This is a genomic window from Bacillus sp. 1A, assembly GCF_052682215.1.
Genome location: NZ_JBQYLZ010000001.1, coordinates 1,865,730 through 1,887,571 on the forward strand (window position 1 = coordinate 1,865,730; position 21,842 = coordinate 1,887,571).

Annotated in this window: 23 protein-coding genes; 17 read left to right on the top strand and 6 right to left on the bottom strand. The window is 40.7% G+C overall.

Features of this window, described 5'->3' with window-relative positions; translation table 11 throughout:
* Positions 1 to 16 precede the first annotated feature (16 nt).
* The 3 genes from ACUN0F_RS09350 (at position 17) to ACUN0F_RS09360 (ending at position 6,037) form a co-directional block, all read left to right on the top strand.
* The gene (locus ACUN0F_RS09350) at positions 17 to 3,820 is read left to right on the top strand and encodes a BclA-related collagen-like exosporium protein (RefSeq protein WP_445539416.1); all 3,804 of its coding nucleotides are present in this window, start codon (positions 17 to 19) and stop codon (positions 3,818 to 3,820) included.
* A 173-nt stretch (positions 3,821 to 3,993) separates the two neighbouring features.
* Positions 3,994 to 5,007: a GTP 3',8-cyclase MoaA gene (gene moaA / locus ACUN0F_RS09355; protein WP_001157140.1), complete on the top strand. Its 1,014-nt coding sequence runs from the start codon at positions 3,994 to 3,996 to the stop codon at positions 5,005 to 5,007.
* 16 nt (positions 5,008 to 5,023) lie between these two features.
* Positions 5,024 to 6,037, top strand: a complete 1,014-nt coding sequence (locus tag ACUN0F_RS09360; RefSeq protein WP_137051235.1) for a molybdopterin-synthase adenylyltransferase MoeB — start codon at positions 5,024 to 5,026, stop codon at positions 6,035 to 6,037.
* Positions 6,038 to 6,074: 37 nt separating this feature from the next.
* On the opposite strand, the gene moaC is transcribed toward ACUN0F_RS09360, so the two are convergent.
* On the bottom strand, positions 6,075 to 6,560 hold the full coding sequence (gene moaC / locus ACUN0F_RS09365; RefSeq protein ID WP_000094144.1) for a cyclic pyranopterin monophosphate synthase MoaC: 486 nt from the start codon (positions 6,558 to 6,560) through the stop codon (positions 6,075 to 6,077).
* 83 nt (positions 6,561 to 6,643) lie between these two features.
* Between moaC and moeA the strand changes: the two genes are divergently transcribed.
* From moeA to ACUN0F_RS09400, 7 genes are all read left to right on the top strand, one after another.
* A complete protein-coding gene (gene moeA, locus ACUN0F_RS09370; RefSeq protein WP_445539417.1) occupies positions 6,644 to 7,933 on the top strand; it encodes a molybdopterin molybdotransferase MoeA in 1,290 nt (429 codons plus the stop codon).
* Entirely contained in the window at positions 7,903 to 8,418 is a 516-nt protein-coding gene (gene mobB, locus ACUN0F_RS09375; RefSeq protein WP_264463119.1) for a molybdopterin-guanine dinucleotide biosynthesis protein B, read from the top strand. The genes moeA and mobB overlap by 31 nt, the downstream gene beginning before the upstream one ends.
* Positions 8,415 to 8,879, top strand: a complete 465-nt coding sequence (gene moaE, locus ACUN0F_RS09380) for a molybdopterin synthase catalytic subunit MoaE (protein ID WP_264463118.1) — start codon at positions 8,415 to 8,417, stop codon at positions 8,877 to 8,879. The genes mobB and moaE overlap by 4 nt, the downstream gene beginning before the upstream one ends.
* Positions 8,880 to 8,881: 2 nt before the next feature.
* Positions 8,882 to 9,115: a molybdopterin converting factor subunit 1 gene (gene moaD, locus ACUN0F_RS09385; RefSeq protein ID WP_445539418.1), complete on the top strand. Its 234-nt coding sequence runs from the start codon at positions 8,882 to 8,884 to the stop codon at positions 9,113 to 9,115.
* Between the two features lie 93 nt (positions 9,116 to 9,208).
* Entirely contained in the window at positions 9,209 to 9,631 is a 423-nt protein-coding gene (locus tag ACUN0F_RS09390) for a DUF3888 domain-containing protein (protein ID WP_000732103.1), read from the top strand.
* 33 nt (positions 9,632 to 9,664) lie between these two features.
* Positions 9,665 to 10,522 carry a glucose uptake protein GlcU gene (gene glcU / locus ACUN0F_RS09395; RefSeq protein ID WP_000353528.1) on the top strand — a complete coding sequence of 286 codons (858 nt, stop codon included), beginning with the start codon at positions 9,665 to 9,667 and terminating at the stop codon, positions 10,520 to 10,522.
* 13 nt (positions 10,523 to 10,535) lie between these two features.
* Positions 10,536 to 11,321 carry a glucose 1-dehydrogenase gene (locus ACUN0F_RS09400; RefSeq protein WP_000286670.1) on the top strand — a complete coding sequence of 262 codons (786 nt, stop codon included), beginning with the start codon at positions 10,536 to 10,538 and terminating at the stop codon, positions 11,319 to 11,321.
* Between the two features lie 73 nt (positions 11,322 to 11,394).
* Here ACUN0F_RS09400 and ACUN0F_RS09405 read toward each other — a convergent pair whose 3' ends face one another.
* A complete protein-coding gene (locus ACUN0F_RS09405) occupies positions 11,395 to 11,889 on the bottom strand; it encodes a CarD family transcriptional regulator (RefSeq protein ID WP_000451450.1) in 495 nt (164 codons plus the stop codon).
* A 254-nt stretch (positions 11,890 to 12,143) separates the two neighbouring features.
* Here ACUN0F_RS09405 and ACUN0F_RS09410 point away from each other — a divergent pair, with 254 nt between their 5' ends.
* Complete coding sequence (locus ACUN0F_RS09410; RefSeq protein WP_000533808.1) at positions 12,144 to 12,380, top strand: DUF2553 family protein; 237 nt, start codon at positions 12,144 to 12,146, stop codon at positions 12,378 to 12,380.
* 1 nt (position 12,381) lies between these two features.
* A complete protein-coding gene (locus ACUN0F_RS09415) occupies positions 12,382 to 12,564 on the top strand; it encodes a sporulation protein Cse60 (protein ID WP_000621751.1) in 183 nt (60 codons plus the stop codon).
* A 34-nt stretch (positions 12,565 to 12,598) separates the two neighbouring features.
* Here the strand turns inward: ACUN0F_RS09415 and ACUN0F_RS09420 are convergent, their stop codons facing one another.
* Positions 12,599 to 12,826 carry a DUF3973 domain-containing protein gene (locus ACUN0F_RS09420; protein WP_000498995.1) on the bottom strand — a complete coding sequence of 76 codons (228 nt, stop codon included), beginning with the start codon at positions 12,824 to 12,826 and terminating at the stop codon, positions 12,599 to 12,601.
* Between the two features lie 424 nt (positions 12,827 to 13,250).
* Between ACUN0F_RS09420 and ACUN0F_RS09425 the strand changes: the two genes are divergently transcribed.
* Both ACUN0F_RS09425 and ACUN0F_RS09430 read left to right on the top strand, forming a co-directional pair.
* Positions 13,251 to 13,682, top strand: a complete 432-nt coding sequence (locus ACUN0F_RS09425) for an SRPBCC family protein (protein ID WP_000437758.1) — start codon at positions 13,251 to 13,253, stop codon at positions 13,680 to 13,682.
* A complete protein-coding gene (locus tag ACUN0F_RS09430; RefSeq protein ID WP_000098837.1) occupies positions 13,683 to 14,006 on the top strand; it encodes an ArsR/SmtB family transcription factor in 324 nt (107 codons plus the stop codon). It begins immediately after the preceding gene.
* Between the two features lie 32 nt (positions 14,007 to 14,038).
* On the opposite strand, the gene ACUN0F_RS09435 is transcribed toward ACUN0F_RS09430, so the two are convergent.
* Both ACUN0F_RS09435 and ACUN0F_RS09440 read right to left on the bottom strand, forming a co-directional pair.
* Entirely contained in the window at positions 14,039 to 15,478 is a 1,440-nt protein-coding gene (locus tag ACUN0F_RS09435) for an MDR family MFS transporter (protein ID WP_075311134.1), read from the bottom strand.
* Between the two features lie 259 nt (positions 15,479 to 15,737).
* A complete protein-coding gene (locus tag ACUN0F_RS09440; protein WP_000558876.1) occupies positions 15,738 to 17,009 on the bottom strand; it encodes a BaiN/RdsA family NAD(P)/FAD-dependent oxidoreductase in 1,272 nt (423 codons plus the stop codon).
* A gap of 293 nt (positions 17,010 to 17,302) precedes the next feature.
* Here ACUN0F_RS09440 and ACUN0F_RS09445 point away from each other — a divergent pair, with 293 nt between their 5' ends.
* Together ACUN0F_RS09445 and ACUN0F_RS09450 are read left to right on the top strand one after the other, a co-directional pair.
* Positions 17,303 to 18,955 carry a putative polysaccharide biosynthesis protein gene (locus ACUN0F_RS09445; protein ID WP_264463115.1) on the top strand — a complete coding sequence of 551 codons (1,653 nt, stop codon included), beginning with the start codon at positions 17,303 to 17,305 and terminating at the stop codon, positions 18,953 to 18,955.
* A gap of 41 nt (positions 18,956 to 18,996) precedes the next feature.
* A complete protein-coding gene (locus ACUN0F_RS09450; protein ID WP_001234944.1) occupies positions 18,997 to 19,725 on the top strand; it encodes a pseudouridine synthase in 729 nt (242 codons plus the stop codon).
* An 81-nt stretch (positions 19,726 to 19,806) separates the two neighbouring features.
* Here the strand turns inward: ACUN0F_RS09450 and ACUN0F_RS09455 are convergent, their stop codons facing one another.
* A complete protein-coding gene (locus ACUN0F_RS09455) occupies positions 19,807 to 20,028 on the bottom strand; it encodes a DeoR family transcriptional regulator (RefSeq protein WP_000805512.1) in 222 nt (73 codons plus the stop codon).
* 357 nt (positions 20,029 to 20,385) lie between these two features.
* Here ACUN0F_RS09455 and pepV point away from each other — a divergent pair, with 357 nt between their 5' ends.
* A complete protein-coding gene (pepV, locus tag ACUN0F_RS09460; protein ID WP_097856809.1) occupies positions 20,386 to 21,792 on the top strand; it encodes a dipeptidase PepV in 1,407 nt (468 codons plus the stop codon).
* Positions 21,793 to 21,842: the final 50 nt, after the last annotated feature.

Consider the following 21,842-nt stretch of genomic DNA (forward strand, 5'->3'; position numbering starts at 1 on the left):
TGTAGGTGGTGAAAGTGTGAAGAATCGTGATAATAATCGGAAGCAAAATTCGTTAAGCTCTAATTTTAGAATTCCACCCGAACTTATTGGGCCTACTTTCCCCCCTGTTCCAACTGGATTTACAGGTATAGGGATCACTGGTCCAACAGGTCCACAAGGCCCAACAGGACCTCAAGGACCAAGAGGATTACAAGGTCCGATGGGGGAGATGGGCCCGACAGGACCTCAAGGTGTGCAAGGGATACAAGGATCAGTTGGGCCAATAGGTGCAACTGGACCAGAAGGACAGCAGGGGCCACAAGGATTGAGAGGACCACAAGGAGAAACTGGAGCGACAGGACCTCAAGGGGTGCAAGGGTTACAAGGTCCGATTGGTCCAACGGGAGCGACTGGGGCACAAGGTATACAAGGAATACAGGGATTACAGGGGCCAATTGGAGCGACGGGACCTGAGGGATCTCAAGGAATTCAAGGAGTGCAAGGAGTACCAGGAGCAACCGGTCCACAAGGAATACAAGGAGCACAAGGGATACAAGGCCCACAAGGACCGAGTGGAAATACAGGAGCAACCGGAGCGACTGGTCAGGGAATAACAGGCCCGACTGGAATAACAGGTCCAACTGGAATAACTGGACCATCTGGAGGACCTCCTGGTCCGACAGGGCCAACTGGTGCGACAGGTCCGGGTGGCGGACCGAGTGGAAGTACAGGTGCGACTGGAGCAACGGGAAGTACAGGGGTAACAGGAGCAACGGGAAGTACAGGTCCGACTGGAAGCACGGGAGCACAGGGCTTGCAAGGAATACAAGGTATTCAAGGGCCAATTGGGCCAACAGGTCCAGAAGGTCCGCAAGGAATTCAAGGTATTCCTGGTCCGACAGGAATAACTGGTGAACAAGGAATTCAAGGAGTTCAAGGTATTCAAGGGATAACGGGAGCAACAGGAGATCAAGGTCCGCAAGGTATACAGGGGGCTATAGGGCCTCAAGGGGAAACAGGGGCCACAGGAGATCAAGGTCCACAAGGTATACAAGGAGTACCAGGGCCATCAGGAGCAACAGGTCTACAGGGAGTTCAAGGGATACAAGGTCCGATGGGTGAGATAGGACCAACAGGTCCAGAAGGCCCAGAGGGACTTCAGGGCCCGCAAGGAATACAAGGTGTGCCAGGGCCAGTTGGAGCGACGGGTCCAGAGGGGCCACAGGGGATACAAGGCATTCAAGGACCGGTAGGAGCAACAGGCTCACAAGGTCCCCAAGGAATTCAGGGAATTCAAGGTGTGCAAGGGATAACGGGAGCAACAGGAGTACAAGGAGCAACTGGAATTCAAGGTATACAAGGGGAAATAGGAGCAACGGGTCCAGAGGGGCCCCAAGGAGTGCAAGGTGCTCAAGGGGGGATTGGTCCAACAGGTCCAATGGGCGCACAAGGAGTGCAAGGAATACAAGGGATTCAAGGCCCAACAGGTGCACAAGGAGTGCAAGGTGCTCAAGGAATACAAGGAATTCAAGGTCCGACGGGTGCAACAGGAGATACGGGAGCAACTGGGGCGACAGGGGAAGGCACTACAGGCCCAACAGGAGTAACTGGTCCGACAGGGGTAACAGGCCCATCTGGAGGACCAGCAGGACCGACCGGCCCAACGGGGCCATCAGGTCCGGCGGGAGTGACTGGTCCATCGGGTGGACCACCTGGCCCGACAGGAGCAACTGGTTCGACAGGAGTAACTGGAGATACTGGGGCGACAGGCTCAACTGGAGTGACAGGAGCGACAGGAGAAACGGGAGCAACCGGATTGACGGGTTTACAAGGTCCGCAAGGAATCCAAGGAGTGCAAGGAGAGATAGGTCCGACGGGTCCCCAAGGTGTTCAAGGTCCGCAAGGAATTCAAGGAGTAACGGGGGCAACAGGAGATCAAGGTCCGCAAGGGATTCAAGGCCCACAAGGCGACATAGGTCCAACCGGCCCACAAGGAATTCAAGGCCCACAAGGTTCTCAAGGAATCCAAGGAGCGACAGGGGGAACAGGAGCACAAGGCCCACAGGGAATCCAAGGTCAGCAAGGTGACATAGGTCCGACTGGGCCACAAGGTCCAACTGGAATCCAAGGGATACAAGGAGAGATAGGTCCAACCGGTCCAGAAGGCCCAGAGGGACTTCAGGGTCCGCAAGGAATACAAGGTGTTCAAGGGCCAGTTGGAGCAACGGGTCCAGAGGGTCCTCAAGGGATACAAGGCATTCAAGGACCGGTAGGAGCAACAGGCCCACAAGGTCCACAAGGAATTCAGGGAATACAAGGTGTGCAAGGGATAACGGGAGCAACTGGAGCACAAGGAGCAACTGGAATTCAAGGGATACAAGGGGAAATAGGAGCAACAGGTCCAGAGGGGCCCCAAGGAGTGCAAGGAGTACAAGGATCGATTGGTCCAACCGGTCCGGTGGGGCCCCAAGGAGTGCAAGGCGTACAAGGAATTCAAGGGGCGACGGGCGCACAAGGAGTGCAAGGTCTACAAGGAATTCAAGGAATCCAAGGTCCGACGGGGGCAACAGGAGATACGGGAGCAACCGGAGCGACGGGAGAAGGATCGACCGGTCCAACAGGAGTAACCGGTCCAACAGGGGTGACAGGCCCGTCAGGAGGACCAGCAGGACCGACCGGCCCAACGGGGCCATCAGGTCCGGCAGGAGTGACAGGTCCATCAGGTGGACCACCTGGCCCGACAGGAGCAACAGGTGCGACAGGAGTAACAGGAGATACCGGGGCGACAGGCTCAACTGGAGTGACAGGAGCGACAGGAGAAACGGGAGCAACCGGAGTGACGGGTTTACAGGGTCCGCAAGGAATCCAAGGTGTTCAAGGAGAGATAGGTCCAACCGGTCCACAGGGTATTCAAGGTCCGCAAGGAATCCAAGGAGTAACGGGGGCAACAGGAGCACAAGGTCCACAAGGAATTCAAGGCCCACAAGGCGACATAGGTCCAACCGGCCCACAAGGAATTCAAGGTCCACAAGGTCCGCAAGGAATCCAAGGAGCGACGGGGGCAACAGGAGCACAAGGCCCACAAGGAATCCAAGGTCCGCAAGGTGACATAGGTCCGACCGGACCACAAGGCCCCCAAGGAATTCAAGGCCCGCAAGGAATTCAAGGTCCAACGGGGGCTACAGGAGCAACCGGAGCGACAGGTCCCCAAGGAATTCAAGGCCCCCAAGGAATTCAAGGCCCGCAAGGAATTCAAGGTTCAACGGGAGCAACAGGAGCAACCGGAGCGACAGGTCCCCAAGGAATTCAAGGCCCGCAAGGAATCCAAGGTTCAACGGGGGCTACAGGAGCAACCGGTTCACAAGGTCCAACTGGAGATACAGGTCCAACCGGAGCTGGAGCCACTGGAGCGACCGGGGCGACTGGAGTTAGTACAACTGCAACGTATGCATTTGCGAATAATACATCAGGAACCGCTATTTCCGTTTTATTAGGTGGTACGAATGTGCCATTACCGAACAATCAAAATATTGGTCCAGGAATTACTGTTAGCGGAGGAAATACTGTATTTACAGTTGCGAATGCGGGGAATTACTATATAGCTTATACAATAAATTTAACAGCCTCTTTACTTGTAAGTTCTCGTATAACTGTAAATGGCAGTCCGCTTGCAGGAACAATAAATTCACCAGCAATAGCTACAGGCTCATTTAATGCGACAATCATTGCTAATTTGCCTGCTGGAGCTGCTGTTAGTCTGCAGTTATTTGGATTAGTTGCAATAGCTACATTATCTACGACAACGCCAGGAGCTACGCTAACTATTATTAGGTTAAGTTAATAGGGAGAAAACCTTGGGGCTTTTATGCTTCAAGGTTTTTTATCCCGTTATAAGTAGGTAGTCTAATTGGTTAGGAAAGTTTCACTTTATTCACTTGAGCAAAAACATCGCAGTTCGAAAATATATTATAATAGAATGAAAAGAGAGAAATTTGACAGAAAGGGAGGGTGGCGATGCAGGAGATGGTTACAGATTTTTTTGGACGCCCACTTCAAGATTTGCGCATATCTGTCATTGATCGTTGCAATTTTAGATGTACATATTGTATGCCAGCGGAAGTTTTTGGGCCAGATTATGCTTTTTTGAAAGATGAGTTTTTACTGACGTTTGATGAAATTGAACGTTTGGCAAAACTATTTGTTAGCATCGGTGTACGAAAAATTAGGCTTACTGGTGGTGAGCCACTGCTGCGTAAAGATTTAACAAAACTTATTGCACGTCTCGTGAAAATTGAAGGGTTAGTAGATATAGGGTTAACGACAAATGCAATTCATTTAACGAAACAAGCAAAAGCATTAAAAGAAGCTGGATTACATAGAGTAAATGTTAGTTTGGATGCAATAGATGACGATGTATTTAAGGACATAAATGGCCGGAATATCAATACGAAACCTGTTATAAAGGGAATTATGGCTGCAAAAGAGGCCGGGCTTGATGTAAAGGTAAATATGGTTGTGAAAAAAGGGATGAATGACCATCAAGTACTTCCGATGGCTGCTTATTTTAAAGAGCAAGGAATCACACTTAGGTTTATTGAGTTTATGGATGTTGGTAGTACAAATGGATGGAACTTTGACCAAGTCGTTACAAAGCAAGAATTAATTGAAATGATTCATAGTGTGTATCCACTTGAGCCAGCTGAAGCGCATTATTTCGGTGAAGTTGCGAAACGATATCGTTACGTTGGGACAAATGTCGAAGTCGGTTTTATTACTTCTGTTTCAGAGTCATTTTGTTCCTCTTGTACGAGAGCAAGAATTTCGGCAGATGGAAAGTTTTATACTTGCTTATTTGCGACAGAAGGATTGGATGTAAGGGAACTTCTTAGAGGAAATCTTTCAGATGATGAGTTAGTAAGCGTTATACAAAATGTATGGATGAATAGAAAAGACAGGTATTCGGATGAACGGACAGAAGAAAGTGCAAAGAATCGTCCGAAAATTGAAATGTCTTATATAGGAGGATAAGAAAGGGGGCTATCGTATGCAGGAGCGATATTCAAGACAAATATTATTTTCTGGTGTTGGAGAAGAAGGACAGAGAAAAATTAGAGAGAAGCATGTGCTTATTATCGGCGCTGGTGCTCTCGGGGCAGCGAATGCAGAAGCAATTGTTAGAGCAGGTGTTGGCAAAATAACAATTGCGGATCGTGATTATGTAGAATGGAGTAATTTACAAAGACAACAATTATATACAGAAGAAGATGCAAAGCAATATAAACCAAAGGCGGTAGCAGCAGCAGAGCATTTACAAGCGATTAATTCTGAGGTGGAAATAAATCCGGTTGTGACTGATGTAACAGTGCAAGAAATGGAAGCGTTAGTGAATGATGTAGATTTAATATTAGATGCGACAGATAATTTTGAAACACGTCTTCTTATTAATGATATTTCACAAAAGTATAATATTCCGTGGATATATGGTGGTTGTGTCGGAAGCTACGGAGTAACGTATACAATTTTACCAGGAAAAACACCGTGTTTCCGCTGTTTAATGGAACATCCAGCGAGCGGGGCAACATGTGATACGGCGGGTATTATACAGCCAGCCGTGCAATTAGTAGTTGCGCATCAAATAACGGAAGCGCTGAAAATATTAGTAGAAGACTATGGGGCACTTCGCGAAACGATGTTATCGTTTGATCTTTGGAATAATCAACAGATGGCATTTAAAGTGAATAGGCAGAAAAAAGACACATGTTTATCTTGCGGAAGATTACGTACATATCCGAGTTTAACATTTGAAGCACAAACGAAAACAGAAGTGTTATGTGGCCGAAATACAGTACAAATCCGTCCAGGTGTGCGGAATGAATTTAATTTAGAAGAAATTAAAAAGCGCTTACAAAGAAGTGTGGATGTAAAAGCTACTCCGTATTTATTATCATTTCCGGTGGAGGAATTTCGTTTTGTTTTATTTACAGATGGCAGGGCGTTTATTCATGGGACGAATGATATAAATATAGCAAAACGCTTATATGCAAGATATATAGGTTGAACCTAAAGGGAGCCCTTTAGGTTCAACGGAGAGAAGATTAAGACTTTCTCGTATAATCTCCACTTTTTCCACCTGTTTTTTCAAATAAGTAAGTTTCGCCAATAATCATACCTTTATCAACAGCTTTGCACATATCGTACACAGTAAGAGCTGTAGCGGAAGCAGCTGTTAAAGCTTCCATTTCAACACCGGTGCTACCTTCTGTTTTAACTTTTACTTCAATAAGTAATCGATATTGTTCTTCGGATTGTTTCCAATCGAAAGAAACGTCAACACCTTTTAATAATAAAGGATGGCACATTGGGATAATATCAGAAGTGCGTTTCGCAGCCATAATACCTGCGATTTGTGCAACTGCTAATACGTCACCTTTCCCAATTTCATTGTGAGAGATTTTATCGTAAATTTCTTTTGTAACGACAATGCTAGAGCACGCAATTGCTGTTCGAACGGTTGCTTTTTTGTCACTTATATCAACCATTTTCGCGCGTCCTTGGTCATTAAAGTGTGTGAATGAAGACATGGAATTCCTCCTTGAAGTAATTTCTATTTAATATATAAAGTTTAATCGAGATAAAAAAAATTGCAAATATGAGGTGAGAAACGATGATAGAAAAACGAATTCCAATTCAAGTTGCTGAGGCAGTAGAGAGAGTAATGGAATATGCGAAAAATGGTGAAGTAGAAGAGGTTTCTATTACGGAAAGTTACGGGAGAATTCTTGGCGAGGATGTTGTCTCTGATCATGACGTTCCTCATTTTGATCGTTCTCCTTACGATGGTTTCGCGATTCGAGCAGAAGATACGAAAGAAGCAAATCAAGAGAATGCGATTGAGTTTGAAGTAATAGGAGAAATCGGGGCGGGATTTGTTTTTTTAGATGAGGTAGGGCCTTTTAAAGCGGTTCGTATTATGACGGGAGCAGCTATTCCAGAGGATTGTAATGCAGTCGTAATGCTAGAGCTGACGGAGGGGTTTGAGAAGAACGGAAAAACATATATGAAGGTAAAGCGTCCTTTTAATAGTGGTGACAATGTGTCATTTAAAGGGGAAGATATAAAACAAAATCAAGTTCTCGTTAAGAAAGGCTTTGCAATCAATCCAGGTGTTGCCGCCTTATTAGCGACGTTTGGATATAGTACTGTGAAAGTTGTAAAACAGCCTGTTGTTGGTATTGTGACGACAGGAAGTGAATTGTTAGAAGTACATGAGTCGTTACAGCCAGGGAAAATTAGAAATAGTAACTCGTATATGATTGCAGCTCAAATTATGAAAGCCGGAGGGAAAGTTCGTTATTATGGCCAACTTGCCGACGAGTTAGATGCATGTTTTGCAGCTGTTCAATCGGCGATGGATGAGGTTGATATTTTAATTACGACAGGCGGTGTGTCGGTAGGAGATTATGACTACTTGCCAGCTATTTATGAAAGATTACAGGCGAATGTACTCTTTAATAAAATAGCGATGAGACCAGGAAGTGTAACGACAGTAGCTGAAGTTGATGGAAAGTTACTTTTCGGTTTATCAGGAAATCCGTCAGCTTGCTACGTAGGCTTTGAGCTATTTGTGCATCCGGTTATAAAAACATATTTGTACGCGAAAGAACCTCACGTATATAGAGCAGATGCTATTTTGCAAAAAGATTTTCCAAAGCCAAATCCGTTTACTCGCTTTGTAAGAGCAAAGGTGACAATCGTGGACGGAGCATTACAAGCGATGCCGGTCGGTTTAGATAAATCGAGTGCGGTCTCTTCACTTGCCGATGCGAATGCTTTTATTGTGTTGCCTGGAGGAACGAGAGGATTTGAAGCAGGGATGAAAGTATCTGTATTGTTGTTAGAACACGCCGAGGGATGTGAGTGGCCATGGGCAAAGCCCCTTCAATCTTACAAATAGTAGGGTATCAAAATAGCGGAAAAACAACGCTTGTTGAGAAAATTGTGTATGCATTAGCTGAACGAAACATGAAAGTTGCTACAATTAAGCATCACGGGCACGGAGGTTTTCCAGAAGTAGCGCAAAAAGATAGTGAAAGGCACCGAAAGGCTGGTGCTGTTGTCAGTAGTGTAGAAGGCGCTGGATTACTTTCACTGTCGTCATTAAGAGAGGAATGGTCCTTGCAAGAAATTATTCGCTTATATGAGTTTTTTGAAGTGGATACAATTTTAATAGAGGGCTATAAAAAAGAGAGCTATCCGAAAGTAGTGTTACTTCGTTCTGCGGAAGACGTTGAACTTTTACATAAAGTAGAAAATATAGTAGCGGTTATTACGTGGCATGATGCTTCGGCAAACTTACGAGAAGAATATAAAGTATTTCATATAACAGAAGAAGATTTCTATATAGACTGGTTTTTACAAACGGTAAGGAGTACGAAATGACAAATACGTATTATGAAGTAATTGATACAGAAATCTCGATTGAAGAGGTAGCGAAGAAGGTTATTCGCCGCGAATGCGGTGCTGTTACAACGTTTATTGGAACGGTTAGAGAGTTTACGAAAGGGCGTCGTACATTATACTTAGAATATGCCGCTTATAAAACGATGGCAGAAAAGATGTTAGAGAAAATTGGTTCGGAAGTGAAAGAAAAATGGCCAGGTACATACGTTGCGATTACACATCGCATCGGTACATTGCAAATTTCTGATATCGCGGTTGTTGTGGCTGTTTCAACACCGCATCGTAAAGCGGCTTATGAAGCAAATGAATATATTATGGAACGCATAAAACAAATTGTTCCGATTTGGAAAAAGGAGTTTTGGGAAGATGGAGACTCTTGGATTGGCGATCAATTAGAAAAAACGCCATATCCGGCGGGAGAGCCTGGGAAGGAGCTATAAGTATGATTCGAGTATTGTTATTTGCGAACTTGCAAGAAGAAGCAGGAAGAAGTGAATTACAAATAGAGAAAGAAAATATTACGGTTGCAGAGTTAAAAGATATTGTTGCAACTGAATATAATGTGCCAGTATTGGCACCAATTATGGTTGCGATTAATGAAGAATATGCAAATGAAGATGATACGATCCGAGATGGTGATGTTGTTGCACTAATCCCACCAGTGAGTGGTGGTTAATATTGGATTCATTAAAACGACTTTCCTACATAGGGAAAGTCGTTTTTTTATTGCGGTTTTGAGAACACTAACGTATAGAACAAGGAGGGCGTTATGAAAAAACTATGTGTAATGCTAACAATAATATGTTCTATCTCTTCCTTTTTGCCAAGTTATTCTTTGGCAAAAGAATCGAATGAACAACTTTTAGAAAGTGCGCTATTAAATCGATATTACTCTGTTATAAGGCAAGCGACAGAAGATCAATATGAATGTGATTCCGTTATAAATATAAAGCGTCTTGGTAAGAAAGATGAGTTCGTTCCTAGATTTGAAGTGACGCTACAATTTCTCACATTTCAAGGTGCACATAACCCGCCCAATGATAAAGTTACACTTACTTTGGAAGACAATTTAGATCACATAAAGATAAAGAAAGTTGAGCGACAAAAAAATGTGTCTAGTGTGATCGCAGAAAAGGTTTGTGCACGGGCGAAGGAAAAAATGAAATCACATTCTAATGGTGTAGAACGGTAACTGATGACATTTCGTAAAGAAAGGTAATGAGCGATGGATATACTTTTAGCGATTTTACCAGCTATATTTTGGGGAAGTATTGTGCTATTTAACGTAAAACTTGGCGGTGGACCATATAGTCAAACACTCGGTACAACGCTTGGCGCACTTATTTTCTCGATTGTTGTTTATATTTTTATGAAGCCAGTATTAACTCCTACTGTTATTGGAGTTGGAATTGTGTCAGGTTTATTTTGGGCACTTGGTCAGGCGAATCAATTGAAAAGTATTGATTTAATGGGCGTTTCGAGGACGATGCCCATTTCAACAGGACTTCAATTAGTTGCGACGACTTTATTTGGAGTTATCGTATTTCATGAGTGGTCCACGACAATATCAGTTGTCCTTGGTGTTTTGGCTCTCGTTTGTATTATTATCGGTGTTATTTTAACATCGCTTCAAAGTGAAGAAGAAAAGAGTGCAGAGCAATCGGGGAATTTTAAAAAGGGCATTATCATTTTATTGATTTCAACCGTCGGTTATTTAGTTTATGTAGTAGTGATTAGACTATTTCACGTAGATGGTTGGTCAGCCTTATTGCCACAAGCAGTCGGTATGGTGTTAGGGGGAATTTTACTTACTTTTAAACATCATCCATTTAATAAATATGCAATACGAAATATTATTCCAGGATTAATTTGGGCAGCTGGAAATATGTTTTTATTCATTTCGCAGCCGCGTGTTGGAGTGGCAACAAGTTTTTCTCTATCACAAATGGGAATTATTATTTCAACGCTTGGCGGGATTCTTATATTAGGTGAAAGAAAAACGAAACGCCAATTAACGGGGATTGTTGTTGGTATCGTTTTTATTATTGCAGCTGGAATTATGTTAGGTATTGCAAAAAGTTAAAGGAGGTATTGGAATGTATAGTGATTTAGCAGGGAAGGTTGTCGTTATTACAGGGTCAGCAACTGGTCTTGGAAGAGCGATGGGAGTAAGGTTTGCTAAGGAAAAAGCAAAAGTAGTAATTAACTATCGTTCACGAGAGTCAGAAGCGCATGATGTATTAGAAGAAATTAAACAAGTAGGGGGAGAAGCGATTGCTGTAAAAGGTGATGTCACGAGTGAATCGGATGTTGCGAATCTCATTCAATCTGCTGTAAAAGAGTTTGGTACGCTCGACGTTATGATTAATAATGCAGGGATAGAAAACGCGGTACCGTCGCATGAAATGCCGCTTGAAGATTGGAATAGAGTAATTAATACAAATTTAACAGGCGCTTTTTTAGGAAGTCGTGAAGCGATTAAATATTTTGTGGAACACGATATTAAAGGATCTGTCATTAATATGTCGAGTGTTCACGAGAAAATTCCATGGCCACTATTTGTGCACTATGCGGCGAGTAAGGGCGGCATTAAACTGATGACAGAAACGTTAGCGTTAGAATATGCACCGAAAGGTATTCGAGTAAATAATATTGGGCCAGGTGCAATAAATACACCAATTAATGCCGAAAAGTTTGCTGACCCTAAAAAGCGTGCTGACGTAGAAAGTATGATACCGATGGGCTACATTGGAAAACCAGAAGAAATTGCAGCAGTCGCAACTTGGCTTGCTTCCTCAGAAGCGAGTTATGTAACTGGAATTACGTTATTTGCAGATGGTGGAATGACTTTATACCCGTCGTTTCAAGCAGGGCGTGGGTAATATAAAAGGACGAAGAGGTTTATCTCTTTGTCCTTTTTTCTGCAAAAAAAAATAGCGGTCGGCTATTTTAAATTTAATGATTAATTGTATCTTGAAGAAATTCTGTTGCTTGATGTTCAGAAACATTTTGCACGAGAGCAACTTCGCTAATCATCATTTTGCGTGCATTATCTAGCATTTGTTTTTCGCTCGCATTTAATGCTCTCTCTTTATTACGGCGAAGTAAATCGCGAACGACTTCTGCACTATCTTGCAGATTGCCGTTTTTCATTTTTTCCATATTCATTGTATATCTCTGTTTCCAGGAAAGTGATGTGTCTGATTCCCCGTTTTGAAATTCAAGAAGTATAACATCTAATGTACCTTTATCTACGATATAACGAATACCTGATTTTTGTAATTGATCCATAGGAAGCATTATTTGCATGTCTTTACTAATGATACGTATCACACAATATTGACGTGTTGTTCCTAATATTTCTTTCTCTTCAATGGCTTCGATGACTCCTGCGCCGTTCATTGGATAAACGATTTTATCGCCAATTTGAAACAAATCATCCACCTCCATATGTGGTAACCACTTTTAATGATAGCACAAGTGAGTGAAAATGTCAAATTTTATATAATACCATAATGTTGATATTATAGTCAATAAGTAAAAGCTCTTTTTTTTATATATTTTTTTGCTCTTATTTATTGATGATTTTTTTGAAAAATAGTACAGACGAAGAAAGAAGGCATATCCACTTATTTTTAAGCATAAAATGTAAAATCGTTAATACAATATACCTAAATCCGTTCTTTGCAAGGGAGGGAGAGAAGGTGGGGCGCACAATAAGAATTGATATTACAAATAAAGTTGTAGCTAAATTTAGACCGGATTATTTGGAATTATATACGAGTAAATTTATGATAGGTAAGTTTTATGTCTATACTGAAGGTAAACAATATGTGTTAGAAGACGGATATATATATGAAGACGGAAAATTTTATCGCATCATAGATACGCACCGTGGCAATAATCAAGCGGCGGAGGGCTGCGATCTAGGATGGTGTTAACATGATTCGTGTGAAAGTGTTTGATGAAAGTCACGAAAAAGACTTAGAAGACGCTGTAAATGTTTTTTTGAAAAAGATTGATGATAGTAACTTTGTAGATATTAAGTACCAAGTTGGTGTTTCCATTAACGATGATGAGAACCAAATTTATTGTTTTTCAGCAATGATCGTTTATAAAGCATAAAAAAGAGCTGGGTGAGCCAGCTCTTTTTTATGTTTTATGTTGGGACAACATGTGTCGGTAATACGTTCATAATAGATTGAGTTGTGCCTAATTTCTTTTTCGCTAAAAGAGGCTCCCCTGTTTCATGGTTTTGGGCATCTGTACACATACCAAGGTGATAACGATCACCTAAAAATGGATCAATATAAAAACCGTTTTTGAATACTTTATCATTCGGATGTTTTTCATGATGAATATCAGAGCAGTTAATGCAATAGAACATAGTTGTCATCCCCTTTTTATTTTTGTTTGAAAAAAGTGAGTCGGTAGTCATTTCGCTCCTAAGGAAATGTTGAGGAGAAGAGAAATAACTACCTACTCAAATGGTGGGCATATTCCTTCTGATTTTTCATATCTCGCGTAGTGTCCCCGAGGGAAGGAGGAGAGACGAAATACGCAAGATATACGTAAGGCGCTTCTTTCAAGATGAATGATGGAGTTTCATATTGAGAGAAGTTTTTATTTTTTGTTGCCTTTGTGAGTATATTATGAGGAAATGCTCAGAGGGTGTTTGTCCTGTTGAAAAAATGTTGAGAATTTCTCAACAGTAAAAAAGAATTAGCGTTGACATGAAACTAAAAGGTGTTATATTATCGAAGTGTAACCAAAAGGTGTTATATTTAATTACCGAATAAAGGAGAATGAAAATGGAACAACAAAATACATTAAATGATATTAAACAAACGATCGTTTTTAACGCGTCTATTCAAAAAGTATGGAATGTAGTATCAACTGCAGAAGGGATTGCGTCATGGTTTATGCCGAATGATTTTGCATTAGAGGTAGGACATGAATTTCATGTGCAATCACCATTTGGCCCATCCCCATGTAAAGTGTTAGAAATTGATGAACCAAACCATCTATCTTTCTCATGGGATACAGATGGCTGGGTCGTTTCATTTAATCTGAAAGACCTAGGAGATAATAAAACAGAATTTACGTTAATTCACGGCGGCTGGAAACATCCTGATGAAATTCTTCCGAAAGCGAATGCGAAGAGCTCTATTATTCGCGATAGAATGAGTGGCGGCTGGGTAGCGATTGTAAATGAAAAACTGAAAAAGGTTGTTGAAGGCTAAGTGTCTTCATCAGCAGCGAAATATGATGTATTTCAAGCAATTGCTGATCCAACCCGCCGAGAAGTAATACGGTTATTAAGTGATAAAGAGTTACCGATTTCCAAAATAACGGATCATTTTCCGATGAGTCGTACTGCGGTTGTAAAGCACCTTCATATTCTTTCGGAAGCGAATTTAGTAAGCGGAAGAAAAAGCGGAAGAGAGAAGATATATCGTTTGCATCCAGAACCATTAGAGGAATTACAACAGTGGCTCTCATATTATGAACGTTTTTGGGATAATAAATTATCTATGCTGAAACATATTGTGGAGAATGAAGAATAAAAAGAGGATGACCGAGATGGTCATCCTCTTTATTATTGCTCACTTGTTTGAGTAGCTGGTTTCAATAAAATCCAAGCGATAATTAGTGTAAATACTGCTAATACGAAAGTACTCATATAAATGACGTGTACACTTGATGCTAATGCGGATTGCGATTCGGTTACTACGTTTGCTGTAGTTCCTCCGTGTCCGCCACCAGATACAAGATCAAGGTTTTGAATACCGCGTGCATGAATCATCGTATTAAAGATTGTGCCAAAGATTGCAGCACCTAACGTTTGGCTAAATGTATTAATAAATGTGTTTAAACCAACGGCTGTTCCGCGTGTATGAGCTGGTACGGCTGCTTGAATTGTTACCATGTAAATCGGTGTCACAAGCCCCATTCCTAATCCGAATAATCCGACTGCTACATAAATAAGGAACGATGGTGAATTTGTTGATAATGTAAATAATAAGAACGTAGCGACTGATAAAATGCTAGCTCCAAGTAAAATGATTTGTTTCGTTTTTAATTTGCCTACTAAGTTACCAGAGAAAATAGCGCCAAATGTCCACATAACAGGGATTGGCATTAAAATAAGTCCAGCTTCTGTCGCATTTTTTCCTAATACACCTTGGCTCCAAATTGGAAGGTACATTGTAATACTAATGATCATTGCGCCAGCAATGAGCGTTAATATGTTTATTGTAGATAATGTACGGTTAGAGAAAAGTGCTAGCGGAATTAATGGTTCCGGAGATTTTTTCTCGATGAATAAGAAAATAATGAATGAAACGACGGCGAAGATTAATAGGCCGATAATTGTTATGTCGCCCCAGTTTTGCTTACTGCTACCTGTTAATAATGCATATAGTAGAGCGATCGTACTTAATGAGAAGACTGTTGCACCAAGATAGTCGATATGGTGTTTAGCGGGCTTAATAGATTCTTTGTAGTAAATGGCGATCATTAAGCAAGCGATAATTCCAAATGGGACGTTTAAGAAGAAAATATAACGCCAAGATAGAGAATCAACTAAAAATCCACCGACTAACGGTCCGATAACACCCGATACACCCCAAACGGCACTCATCCAACCTTGTGCTTTCGCGCGGTCTCTCGCTTCGCTATATAAGTCTCCAATAATCGTCATTGTGATCGGCATAACAGCACCAGCACCTATACCTTGAAGAGCACGGAAGAAGATTAATTGTTCCATTGATGTAACGACTCCGCAAAGCGCAGAACCGATTAAGAAGATTGTAGCTCCGATGAGTAAAACTTTTTTACGGCCGAATAAATCAGCCAACTTTCCGTATATTGGAGTCGAAACAGCTGTTGCAAGCATATAAATTGCATATACCCAACTAACAAGTTCGACGCCTGACAAATCACTCGTTATACGAGGGATCGCTGTACTAACAATCGTTCCTTCTACCGCAGAAAGAAACGTCATTAGCATTAAAGACATCATGACTTTTTTTCTCATATTTTTTCCCCTTACCCTTTTTTAAATATTCAACAATATAAAATATAAAGGTACTAAGGTATATAAAGCAACAAAAAAGCAATGGGAAGTCAGGAGGAGCGTATATTTGTCGTTCCTTGTCGGTAAGTCGATATATTTAAGAAAACGCCGATATATGTTGTAGAAACGCTGATATATTCGAGGAATCGCCGATACAATTGTAGAATCGCTGATATAATTTCATATACCTAAAAAAAGAAACAGGAAGCCCTGTTTCTTTTTAATATTGCATTTTCGCGTTTTCTCCAGCTGTTGTTCCGGCAATTCTACCAGTAACGAGAGCAGATGTAATATTATAGCCGCCAGTATAACCGTGAATATCAAGAACTTCTCCGCAGAAATATACGCCGTTCGTGAATTTAGAAGACATTTCTTTCGGGTTAATTTCTTTAACGGATACGCCGCCACCAGTAACGAATGCTTTTTCAATTGATTGCGTACCATTTACATTCACAGTAAACTCTTTAAAGTCTTTCACAAGTGCACGAATCTTCTCGTGAGAAACTTGTCCAGCTTGTTCGCTGCCATCAATTTCATTTTTTTCTAATAAGAATAGGAAGTAACGTTCAGGAACATAACCTTTTAATACATTTTTAATTCCTTTTTTCGGATCTTCTTTCATTTGTTTCAGCATGCGCTGGAATAGTTGTTCACTATTTTCTTCTGGCAATGCATCGATACTCATTTGAATCGTATTCGTTTTAAACTTTTTCAGTGCTTTCACGACGAATTGGCTACAACGAAGAGCGGCAGGACCAGATAGGCCGAAATGAGTGAAGAGCATGTCCATTTTGTGAGAAATGATAGCTTTTCCTTTCGGGTTTAATACGCTTAAGTTTACATCGCGTAAAGCAAGACCTTGTAAGGAGCGATCACGAATAAATGGTTCGTTTGAAAGGATTGGTACTTCTGTTGGGAATAATTCTGTAATAGTATGTCCAGCCTTTTCAGCCCAAGCATATCCGTCTCCAGTAGAACCAGTTTGAGGAACAGATTTTCCACCAACAGCGATAACGACGTGATTCGTTTCTAACACTTCGCCAGTTTGCAGTACTACAGCTTTCGTTTGACCGTTCTCATATTCAATCGTTTCAACAGGTGTATTTGTACGGATTTTTACACCTAAGTCTTTTAATCGTGTTAAAAGTGCGTCTACTACTGATTGTGCTTTATTTGATACAGGGAACATGCGACCATGATCTTCTTCTTTTAGTTGCACGCCAAGCTTTTCGAAGAATGTAATAATATCTTCATTATTGAAAATAGAAAAAGCGCTGTATAAGAAGCGACCGTTTCCTGGTATATGTTTAACGATCTCATCAAGTGGTAGACGGTTCGTTACGTTACAACGGCCACCACCAGAAATCGCAAGTTTACGCCCTAGTTTATTTCCTTTATCAAGAAGTAAGACACTTGCGCCTTCTTCTGCAGCACCGATTGCAGCCATTAGCCCAGAAGGCCCGCCGCCGATGACAATAACATCATAATGCATAATATATCGACCTCATTTTCTACATTTCCTGCCTAAAAGAATAGCATGTTTTCCCTTAAAAGAAAAATAGAGTGAAGTACTGCTTAAGGAGAGAATTGTGGTACAATACAAAAGTTAGAGTTCAGCACTATCCTGCTATTTGTGGGCAATAAGACAAAAACTTAAGATGTAAGAGAAATAAAAAGGGAATTTGGTAGCCCATAAATGCTCGAATAGTTCAACTAATAATCAGTAGGGAAGAACACCCACACTGATTAAAGTTTCACTTTATGTAGATGTAGGAGGATTTTTGTATGTCCGATTCGAAATTTCTGCGCGGAACGCTTATTGTTACGTTAGGGACATTTTTAGTAAAGTTCTTAGGCATGATTTACGTCTTTCCGTTTCATGCATTAGTAGGTACAGAAGGCGGAACGCTCTATACATATGGATACATTCCATATACGATCTTTTTAAGTATTGCAACGGCAGGGGTGCCGCTTGCTGTTTCAAAATTTGTTTCCAAATATAATGCGCTTGGCGATTATAAAACGAGCCGGAGAATGTTCCGTTCGGGAATGGTTATGATGATAGTAACAGGAGTTCTTTCGTTCCTAGTTCTATACATGACAGCGCCACTGTTTGCAGAAGCAATGCTTGGTAAACAAAGTATACACAGTAATGTAGAAGAAGTTACGACGATTATTCGTCTTGTAAGTTTTGCACTTATTGTTGTACCAGCAGCGAGTTTAATTCGTGGTTATTTCCAAGGTCACCAATCGATGGGACCGACTACTGTTTCGCAAATTATTGAACAAATTATTCGTATCGTCTTTTTATTAGCGGGTAGTTTTATCGTTATTAAAGTACTTGGCGGTACAGTTGCAACAGCAGTTGGGGTAGCGACATTTGCTGCGTTCGTTTCAGCAGTTGGAGCGCTCGGTGTACTCATTTGGTACTGGTTAAAACGTAAAAAACATTTGGATCAATATTTAATTGAACAAACTGTACCAGAATCGACAGTGAGTACGGTTCAATTATTTAAAGAATTATTTGCATATGCGATTCCTTACGTTGTAATTGGGTTAACAATTCCTTTATATCAACAAATTGATACATTGACATTTAACTCAATTATGCAAGCGATTGGTCAAGGGGATATTGCAGAGCGAGCTCTCGGTATTTTCACAATGTGGACGCATAAATTAATTATGATTCCTGTATCGCTTGCAACAGCGTTTAGTTTAACGCTCGTACCAGCGATTACAAAATCATTTACTGAAAAACAATACCGTTATTTAAAGTTACAAATTACACAAACATTCCAGGCAAATATGTTCTTAACATTGCCAGCAGTTGTCGGTATTTCAACACTTGCATATCCAATTTATACTGCGTTCTATGACTCAGATCCACTAGGTGGACAAGTATTAATGTGGTATGCACCGGTTGCGTTGTTATTCGCTTTATTTACAGTAACAGCAGCAATTCTGCAAGGAATCAATCAACAAAAACATGCGATTGTCGCGCTTATTATGGGTGTTATTTTGAAATTCGTATGTAACGTAATCTTTATTCGTTATTTCGGTACAGTTGGAGCGATTTTAGCAACAGCAGTCGGATTCTTAGCTTCTGTATGGTATACGAATCGACAAATCAAAAAACATGTACACTATTCATTTGGTGTTGTATATAAGAGAACTTTCCAAATTGCAGTATTAACACTTGTAATGGTCATTGCTGTAAAGTTATCACAATGGACTCTGTCCTTCATGATCTCGCCTGATGGCCGAATGGGTGCTCTTATTACAGTTGTGGTTTGTGCAGGTATCGGTGGTCTTGTGTACGGATTGTTAGCAATTCGCACAGGAGTACTTGAACGAGTATTTGGCGGAGAAGCGTTAGAGAAAGTCCAACGTAAACTTGGCAATAGATTCAAAATAAAGTTGAAATCAAAAGGGGCGTAATTACGTCCCCTTTTCTATGATAAATAAAGAAGGTGAAAAACGTGAGATTAGATAAATTATTAGCAAATATGGGATATGGAAGTAGAAAAGAAGTAAAGAAATTATTGAAAGACGGCGTTGTAAAAATTGATGGAACGCCAGTGAAAGATGCGAAGGTTCATGTAAATGTAGAAGAGCAAGAAGTTATGATTCACGGAGAAGTTGTGGAATATAAAGAGTTTGTTTATTTAATGTTGCATAAACCACAAGGCGTTATTTCAGCGACAGAAGATGATAATCATGAAACGGTAATAGATTTATTAGAGTTAGAAGACGCAATCTTTGATCCGTTCCCAGTTGGACGACTTGATATTGATACGGAAGGGTTCTTATTGATAACAAATGACGGGAAGTTATCACATCAATTGTTATCTCCGAAAAAGCATGTGCCGAAAAAATATTATGCACACGTTGCAGGAGTAGTAACAGAAGAGGATGTAAAAGAGTTTGCTAAAGGTGTCATTTTAGATGATGGCTATGAAACAAAGCCAGGTGCACTTACAATATTAAAAAGCGATGAGATTTCTGAAATCGAGCTTGTGATTACAGAAGGAAAGTTCCATCAAGTGAAGCGTATGTTTGAAGCGGTAGGGAAAAAAGTAGTCTACCTAAAGAGAACAGAGATGGGACCATTAGTATTAGATGAAGAGCTAGAACTTGGACAATACCGAGAGCTATCAGATGAAGAAGTAGAAATGTTAAAAACATATCAAGTAGATACTGAGAAATAGTGCTGTTTTTGGCGCAGAAAAGACCCCTTTCTAATGAGTTAGAAAGGGGTATGTATTTATTTACATACAATTATTTTTTCATTATGAGGTCATTCTCACTTTCTTTCCTGTTGTTGTCCACTTACCGCGGCAAGGGCTATACACGAGTTCATTAAACTGCAACACATTTAGATCACGTTGTATCGTTCGTGGTGTGATCCCGAACTCATCTACAAGGTCTTTCGTCGTTACCGTTCCGTTTTCATTGATGTACATATAAATTGATTTAATGCGTGTTAGCATACGAGTAGTTGTAGGTTTCAAGAGAAAACCACTCCTCTACTAGTTTTTTTGACCCCATTCAGGAAAGAAGGTCGTTACTACCATTGTACTCTACATGATAAAATTCATGCTTTAATCTACTTAAATTTTACAAAAGTTTAACAAATATTCATATAGAAAAATATTGGTAGTTGACATTTTATATATGGTCAGTCAACTAACACATAAAATTCTACGTAAAACGCCAAATTCCTGCAAATTTTTTTAGAAAAATAAAAGAAAAACTAATGGGAAATATCTGAAATATTACAATTGTTAGGCATTTGAGTTTCGTATATGGCATAAGAGATTTCGGTTTGTTATGATGAAAGAAACAATATAGTGAAGGATGGATGCGTGATGTCAGCGATTAATTGGACAGAAGAAGTTGCAAAACGAAAAGATGATTTAATTCGTGATACACAACAATTTTTACAAATTAAAAGTGTATGGGAAGAAGAATCAGCGAAAGAGGGCGCACCATTCGGTGAAGGTGTAGAAAAAGCTTTATCTTTCATGTTACATAAAGGAGAAACTGAAGGTTTTGCTTCTAAAAATTTAGAAGGGTATGCAGGTCATCTTGAAATGGGACAAGGAGAAGAGTTAGTAGGTATTCTTTGTCACGTTGATGTTGTACCAGAAGGAGATGGCTGGACGACTCCCGCATATAGCGCAGATATTCGCGACGGAAAGATTTTTGCACGCGGTGCAATTGACGATAAAGGCCCAACGATGGCAGCTTATTATGCGATGAAAATTGTAAAAGAATTAGGTTTACCTCTTTCAAAGCGCGTTCGTATGATTTTAGGAACAGATGAGGAAAGCAATTGGAAATGTGTAGATCACTACTTTAAAAACGAAGAAATGCCAACAATCGGTTTTGCGCCAGACGCAGATTTTCCAATTATTAATGCAGAAAAAGGAATTTCTGATATACAAGTTGTGCAAAGTGGTAGTGAAGAGAAGAAAGGTACATATGAACTTGTTTCATTTGAATCAGGTCGCCGTTTAAATATGGTTCCTGATTTTGCAGAAGCGATTATTACAGGAGAAGATGTAAATGCACTTACAGTAGCATATGAAGAGTATTTACAAACTGCTAAAAAAATAGGTGAAGCAATTGTAGAAGGTAATACGGTGACGTTGCAAATTAAAGGGATTTCAGCTCACGGATCTACTCCGGAGAAGGGCGAGAATGCAGGTTTATTACTAGCAAACTTCTTAACTACAGTTGCTCTTGATGGAAAAGGGGCTTCGTTTGCATCGTTTGTAACAGAAACATTTACAGGAGATATTTTAGGAGAGAAAGCTGGTATTTCTTATAAAGACGATATTAGCGGACCATTAACTGTGAATGTTGGTCGCCTTTCTTATACGAAAGAGAATGGTGGCAATTTAGGATTAAATGTACGTTATCCAGTTACGACTAACTTTGAAGAAATGATCACGAAGTTAAAAGGGTATGTTGGTACTCATGGATTTGCGGTAGCAGACTATTCGAACTCTCGCCCGCATCACGTTGATAAAGATCATGTGTTAATTCGTACGTTGCAACGCGTATATGAAGAACAAACAGGTGAAAAAGCAGAGCTATTAGCAATTGGCGGCGGTACTTACGCTCGTTCATTGAAAGCTGGCGTTGCGTTTGGTCCGTTGTTCCCTGGAAAAGAAGAGCTTGCGCATCAAAAAGACGAGTACATTGAAATTGAAGACTTATTAAAAGCGACAGCAATTTACGCGCAAGCAATTCATGAATTAGCGAAGTAATGGATATATAAATAAGAAGAGGCCGTCCCAATACATATTTTGGGACGGTT

Coding starts and splice junctions, on each gene's coding strand:
- moaA (WP_001157140.1), top strand. CDS start 3,994: ATGCAGGAGATGGTTACAGATTTTTTTGGACGCCCACTTCAAGATTTG.
- ACUN0F_RS09360 (WP_137051235.1), top strand. CDS start 5,024: ATGCAGGAGCGATATTCAAGACAAATATTATTTTCTGGTGTTGGAGAA.
- moaC (WP_000094144.1), bottom strand. CDS start 6,560: ATGTCTTCATTCACACACTTTAATGACCAAGGACGCGCGAAAATGGTT.
- moeA (WP_445539417.1), top strand. CDS start 6,644: ATGATAGAAAAACGAATTCCAATTCAAGTTGCTGAGGCAGTAGAGAGA.
- mobB (WP_264463119.1), top strand. CDS start 7,903: ATGGGCAAAGCCCCTTCAATCTTACAAATAGTAGGGTATCAAAATAGC.
- moaE (WP_264463118.1), top strand. CDS start 8,415: ATGACAAATACGTATTATGAAGTAATTGATACAGAAATCTCGATTGAA.
- moaD (WP_445539418.1), top strand. CDS start 8,882: ATGATTCGAGTATTGTTATTTGCGAACTTGCAAGAAGAAGCAGGAAGA.
- ACUN0F_RS09390 (WP_000732103.1), top strand. CDS start 9,209: ATGAAAAAACTATGTGTAATGCTAACAATAATATGTTCTATCTCTTCC.
- glcU (WP_000353528.1), top strand. CDS start 9,665: ATGGATATACTTTTAGCGATTTTACCAGCTATATTTTGGGGAAGTATT.
- ACUN0F_RS09400 (WP_000286670.1), top strand. CDS start 10,536: ATGTATAGTGATTTAGCAGGGAAGGTTGTCGTTATTACAGGGTCAGCA.
- ACUN0F_RS09405 (WP_000451450.1), bottom strand. CDS start 11,889: ATGGAGGTGGATGATTTGTTTCAAATTGGCGATAAAATCGTTTATCCA.
- ACUN0F_RS09415 (WP_000621751.1), top strand. CDS start 12,382: ATGATTCGTGTGAAAGTGTTTGATGAAAGTCACGAAAAAGACTTAGAA.
- ACUN0F_RS09420 (WP_000498995.1), bottom strand. CDS start 12,826: ATGTTCTATTGCATTAACTGCTCTGATATTCATCATGAAAAACATCCG.
- ACUN0F_RS09425 (WP_000437758.1), top strand. CDS start 13,251: ATGGAACAACAAAATACATTAAATGATATTAAACAAACGATCGTTTTT.
- ACUN0F_RS09435 (WP_075311134.1), bottom strand. CDS start 15,478: ATGAGAAAAAAAGTCATGATGTCTTTAATGCTAATGACGTTTCTTTCT.
- ACUN0F_RS09440 (WP_000558876.1), bottom strand. CDS start 17,009: ATGCATTATGATGTTATTGTCATCGGCGGCGGGCCTTCTGGGCTAATG.
- ACUN0F_RS09445 (WP_264463115.1), top strand. CDS start 17,303: ATGTCCGATTCGAAATTTCTGCGCGGAACGCTTATTGTTACGTTAGGG.
- pepV (WP_097856809.1), top strand. CDS start 20,386: ATGTCAGCGATTAATTGGACAGAAGAAGTTGCAAAACGAAAAGATGAT.